This window comes from Nonomuraea sp. NPDC001684 (genome assembly GCF_053596515.1).
Genome location: NZ_JBSFGJ010000605.1, coordinates 1 through 4,559, shown reverse-complemented (window position 1 = coordinate 4,559; position 4,559 = coordinate 1). Strand labels below are relative to the sequence as shown.

Here is a 4,559-nt window from a genome sequence, read left to right as displayed (position 1 = left end):
ACATCGTGTCCGTCGCCATCGTGGCCGGCGGCGGCGCGATCGTGACCGCTGGCGCGACCAGCGACGCGGGCACGCTCGGCGTCGTCGGCGGCCAGGCCGCGCTCGCCGCGGTGCTCGCCTACGTCTACAACCGGTGGAAGCCCGCGGGCGCTCCCGGCGTCGGCGAGGTGAAGGTGCGGGCGAACCGCACCCTGTGGCAGAACCTTCTGTCTGGTGCGATCGTGGCGGGCGGCGCCGCCGTGGCTGGGGCGGCTTCGGGTGATCTGAAGACGCTGGGTCTGGCCGCTGCTCAGGCCGCGTTCGCGGCGGTGGTGTCGGGCGTCTACAACGTCGTGCGGCCGCTGAAGTCGGAAGGTGCTCCGGCTTCGGGTGTGTGATTTCGCGCCGGCGTGCCTATCATGGGGGCGCACACGTCAGGTCCTCTTCACGGAGTGATCGGCGTTGGGTCCTCTTCCTGGGGACGTGCTTGTGCGCGCCTGAGGCTTCCTAGGGTCGCAGCCCGATGATGGTGGCGTAGGGCGCGCACACCAGACGCTGAAGTCGAAAGGGCCCTCTCCCGGTGGCTGTCCGGGGGAGGGCCCTTTCGCATGCCTGGGGTTAGAGGCCGGCGGATACGGGATGGGAGGGGGCTGGGGCGGCTTCGCGCGGGTCGAGGTGGCGGTGCATCCATTCGTCCAGGTGATGGGCGGCCTCCGCGGGGTCTTCGGGGCAGGTGTCGTGGAGTTCGGCGGGGCATGTGGGCCGGAGATGCTCCCACATGCCTAGTGGGTCGTCGGCCATGTGGGTCATGTTGAGGTGGCCGAACTGGCGGGCGAAGGTGAAGGGGTCCATGCCGAGGGCGTGGGCGAGTTCGTCGTCGGGGGTGCCGCGCATCATCTCGGTCATGACGGCGCGGGCGACGACTTTGTTCATGGTCTTGAGGGCGTCGAGGGCTTCGCGGGCGAGCGCGGCCGGTGCGCGGCGTTCGTCGTCAACGGTGGATACCAGGCTGAACAGGCGTTCGGCTGTTCTGGCGGCGGCGTTGGACAGGCCGAGGCGGGCGACCTGGTCTCCGGTCATGTCGTCGGCGGTGAATAACAGGTCGAACCGGTCGTCGGGCGGCTGAGACATGGGGAAGAGTCTCCTGCTTCGGCGGGGTCGCGCCAGCGCGCTGCGGGCCGCTGCGCTCGCTATGGGTGGGCTTGCGTCTAGAGAAGAGTAGGGATCTTCGCGCCGGTTTGGTAACCCCCGGGCGGTGTTTGCGCTGTTGGAAGCTTTCTTTCCTGATTGAGGCTTCAAGAGCGGGGGGCGGGGTTCAGCAGGTTTCGGGGGTGATGTGTTGACCTGGTTTCCAGTTGCGCGGTAGTGTTTGATCGAGATAAATATGTCCTACAGTTATAGCGGTTAACGAGGGTGCGGCCTAGTCTGCGCCGCACCTTCGGGCACCGCAGCAACACGCCAGCGCGGCGGGGACTGCGACCCCAACGCGCTGGTGTCAGCCCCAGGAACGGAGACATCGTGCTCAGCACCACCAAGTTCGCGCGGCGGCCGTGGCGGCGCGGCTTCCTGCGTAAGCAGATCCGGCAGCTCCTCAGGCCGATCGCCCCCGAGCGCGTCATGCGTGACGGCAAGGGCCACTCCCACATCACTCAGCAGGACAACCTCGCCCATCTCAACCGGATCTTCGGGTTCGGCAACTGGGACACCGACGTCAAGGACCTCGCGCTCGTGTTCGAGCAGGAGCGCACCAACGCCCAGACGGGCAAGGGCCTGGGCCGGTGGGACGTCTGCTACCGCGCCGTGGTCCGGCTGACCATCAAGGACCCGTACGGGAACGTGATCTGCCACTACGAGAACGGCAGCGCCGAAACCGCGCAGAACCAGACGCGGGGCGACGCCCACGAGCTGGCCATGAAGTCGGCGATCTCGGTGGCCATCAAGCGCGCCTCGATCCCGCTCGGCGACCAGTTCGGCCTGTCGCTCTACAACAAGGGCCAGACCGACCCGCTGGTCCTCCACACGATGGTGTGGCCCGACCCCACGCCGGAGGAGATCGCCGCCCGCGAGGCCGCCCAAGCGGCCGGGCAGAACCCGGAGGAGTCGGAGGACATCCAGGCGCACGTGCCTCAGCAGGTGTCGCTCGGCCACGACGAGGGCGACCGGCCGCTCAACGCCGAGGCCCGGGGCACAGATGCGGCGTGGCTGTCGCAGATCATCGTGCGCATCAGCCAGGCCAAGACCCTGCACGAGCTGGAGAAGGCCATCGGCGCGGAGATCGACGCCCGCATCAGCGCCGGGCAAGTGAGCGCCGAGGACGACCAGGCGCTCCGCGCGGTCTTCATGCCCAAGCGCGAAGCGCTCGCGTCCCGCGAGAACAGCACCAACGACACCCTGGCGGGAGCGGCCGCATGAGCACCAACGACGTCCAGGCGGCGGGCCTCGCGCCCGCCGCCCCGGCGGCCCCGTCCAGCCGCGCCATCGCCACCGAACTGGCCATCGCGCGTTACCTGGAGAAGCGGAAGGTCGGCCCGGTTATCACCGCCCGGATCGCCAAGTTGAAGGCCAAGGCCGACGACGAGATGCCGCTGCTCGCGCCGGGCGGCACGGAGATCGCCCACATCGCCGGCAGGCAATTCGCGACCGTCACGCAGCCGAAGGTCGGCTACCAGGTGAAGGTCACCGACCCGCCCAAGTACCAGGAGTGGGTGGAGGAGAACGCCCCCACCGAGGTCTCCCGCGCCGTCACCGTCGAGGTGTCGGCGAAGGAGGCCGACCGCGTGATGGCCGCCCTCGATGAGCTGCTCGGCCCCGGCCGCGCCCAGCTCACGGTCGAGGTGCGGCCCGCGTTCCACACCCTGGTCACCGAGGCGGCCAAGCACGGCGTGACCGCGAACCCGCTCACGGGCGAGTTCGTGGACATCCCGGGCGTGAAGGTGACGCCGACCAACCCGTCCCCGACCGTGACGTTCACTCCGGACGCGGACCAGGTGATCGAGGACGCCTACCGGGCGGGCCTGCTCACCGGCACCCGCCTGGCGGCGATCCTCGCGCTCCCGGCCGTCGAGGGCGGTGAGCGGTGATGGCTCTGGGCAGAGTCGCCGCCTCGATCCTCGGATGGCACGACGACGCCGCATGCCGGGGCGTCCCGCACTGGGTGTTCGCCAACGACACCGAGCCGCTGCGGGACGGCAGGCCGCGCCCGCCGTACGACGACGCGAAGGCCAAGAGCATCTGCGGCCCGTGCGAAGTGCGCGCGGAGTGCCTGGACGACGCGATAGCCCGCAGCGACCTGTGGCTCACGCGCGGCGGCCTCAACCGCGACGAGCTCCTCGCCGAGCGGCGGCGCCGCTACCGCAAGCGGCCCGCCGCGTGAGTCGGCCGCGACACGCCCGGGATGCACGAACCACCCGGGCGTGACCAGCCGAAACACACCCCTTGATCTTCACCGTTGGACGTAAGCCTCGCGGTCTGTTTTCGTCCGCGAGCCCGGCACCCCATGCCGGACACCTTCGGTCCCCCACCGAGAGAAAGACCTCCGCACCATGCTGCTCGACCTCTGGAAGCGCCGCCGCGCCGCCGCTTCCGCTGCGCTGGAGCCGTTCGCCAAGCCCTCTGACGAGGACCTGGCCGGCTGGCTCGCGCTGATCAGCACCCCCGACACGTTCGCGCCTGAGGCGGCCCCTGAGCCCGCCCGGCGTCATCCATACGCGGCCCGTCCTACGACCACCCCCCTCGCCCCGCTGGAGGTGCGCGCCTGATGGCCCGCATGCGGCACCACAACGTGCCTCGCTACGTCCAGGTCCCCAACGACGTCGCGTTCAACTCCGACCTGTCGTTCCGGGCCCGCGGCGTGCTCGTCTACCTCCTGGCCAAGCCGGAGGACTGGGACGTCCGCAGCGAGGCCATCGCCCGCGACGGCAAGGAAGGCCGTGAGGCCATCCGCACCGCCCTGCGCGAACTCGCCGCCGCCGGCCACTACCGGCTCGTGCGCGTGCTCAAGGGCGGCAAGGGAGGCACCTGGCACTCATTCACCGACGTGTCGTTCGTCCCGGTCCCGGAATGGGCGGCGAGCTACCGCGCCAACGGCGAGAAGCCGATCGTCATCAAGGACACGCAGACCGCCGCCAGTTACTTCCCCGCACCCGTCGAAGATGCGCCCGACCAGCCCGAAGAGGCCGAAGACGGGTTTTCGGGCCTCGGGGAAGACGACGCCCCGAAGCCCAGTTTCCCGAAGTCCGGGAACCCGGCTTCCGGAGACGCGGACTTCGGAAACCTGGGCGCTATTGAAAAGACAGTCACCGATCACAGTGACAAAACCCCGGTACCTCCCGCCGTAGGCGGACTACAGGTAGGTGAGGAGCCGGGCGGCGCGGCCGTTCCGGCCGGAGTCGACAAGCCAGCGACGACGACTCACCACGACCAGGCCCGCCCGCCGGTGGCCCCGGCCGCCGCCGTGTTCGAGCAGCTGCCCGAGGAGCTTCGCCGCCGCATCAGCAAGGGCGGCTCCGGCAAGGTGCTGGCCGCGATCCAGCGAGCGCTGTCCACGCGCACCCCGGCCGAGCTGGTCGAGCGGATCGAAC

7 protein-coding genes are annotated in these 4,559 nt (G+C 69.9%); 6 read left to right on the top strand and 1 reads right to left on the bottom strand.

Features of this window, described 5'->3' with window-relative positions:
* A partial coding sequence (locus tag ACWCSD_RS48325; RefSeq protein WP_449925847.1) for a hypothetical protein occupies nt 1-377 on the top strand: 377 nt, incomplete at its 5' end.
* Nucleotides 378-597: 220 nt separating this feature from the next.
* Here ACWCSD_RS48325 and ACWCSD_RS48320 read toward each other — a convergent pair.
* Nucleotides 598-1,110 carry a hypothetical protein gene (locus ACWCSD_RS48320; protein WP_449925844.1) on the bottom strand — a complete coding sequence of 171 codons (513 nt, stop codon included), beginning with the start codon at nt 1,108-1,110 and terminating at the stop codon, nt 598-600.
* Between the two features lie 387 nt (nt 1,111-1,497).
* Here ACWCSD_RS48320 and ACWCSD_RS48315 point away from each other — a divergent pair, with 387 nt between their 5' ends.
* From ACWCSD_RS48315 to ACWCSD_RS48295, 5 genes are all read left to right on the top strand, one after another.
* Complete coding sequence (locus ACWCSD_RS48315) at nt 1,498-2,391, top strand: Rad52/Rad22 family DNA repair protein (RefSeq protein ID WP_449925841.1); 894 nt, start codon at nt 1,498-1,500, stop codon at nt 2,389-2,391.
* Nucleotides 2,388-3,059, top strand: a complete 672-nt coding sequence (locus tag ACWCSD_RS48310; RefSeq protein WP_449925838.1) for a hypothetical protein — start codon at nt 2,388-2,390, stop codon at nt 3,057-3,059. Before ACWCSD_RS48315 ends, ACWCSD_RS48310 begins: the two co-directional genes overlap by 4 nt.
* Entirely contained in the window at nt 3,059-3,352 is a 294-nt protein-coding gene (locus tag ACWCSD_RS48305) for a WhiB family transcriptional regulator (protein ID WP_449925836.1), read from the top strand. The genes ACWCSD_RS48310 and ACWCSD_RS48305 overlap by 1 nt, the downstream gene beginning before the upstream one ends.
* A gap of 169 nt (nt 3,353-3,521) precedes the next feature.
* Nucleotides 3,522-3,737 (top strand): hypothetical protein, encoded by a 216-nt coding sequence (locus ACWCSD_RS48300; RefSeq protein WP_449925833.1) that lies wholly within the window; start codon nt 3,522-3,524, stop codon nt 3,735-3,737.
* Nucleotides 3,737-4,559, top strand: an 823-nt coding sequence (locus ACWCSD_RS48295; protein WP_449925830.1) for a hypothetical protein, incomplete at its 3' end; no start/stop codon positions are given. The genes ACWCSD_RS48300 and ACWCSD_RS48295, both read left to right, overlap by 1 nt.

What these genes read in the sequence shown, in the direction of transcription:
- ACWCSD_RS48320 (WP_449925844.1), bottom strand. Translation starts at nt 1,110, where the DNA reads ATGTCTCAGCCGCCCGACGACCGGTTCGACCTGTTATTCACCGCCGAC.
- ACWCSD_RS48300 (WP_449925833.1), top strand. Translation starts at nt 3,522, where the DNA reads ATGCTGCTCGACCTCTGGAAGCGCCGCCGCGCCGCCGCTTCCGCTGCG.
- ACWCSD_RS48310 (WP_449925838.1), top strand. Translation starts at nt 2,388, where the DNA reads ATGAGCACCAACGACGTCCAGGCGGCGGGCCTCGCGCCCGCCGCCCCG.
- ACWCSD_RS48305 (WP_449925836.1), top strand. Translation starts at nt 3,059, where the DNA reads ATGGCTCTGGGCAGAGTCGCCGCCTCGATCCTCGGATGGCACGACGAC.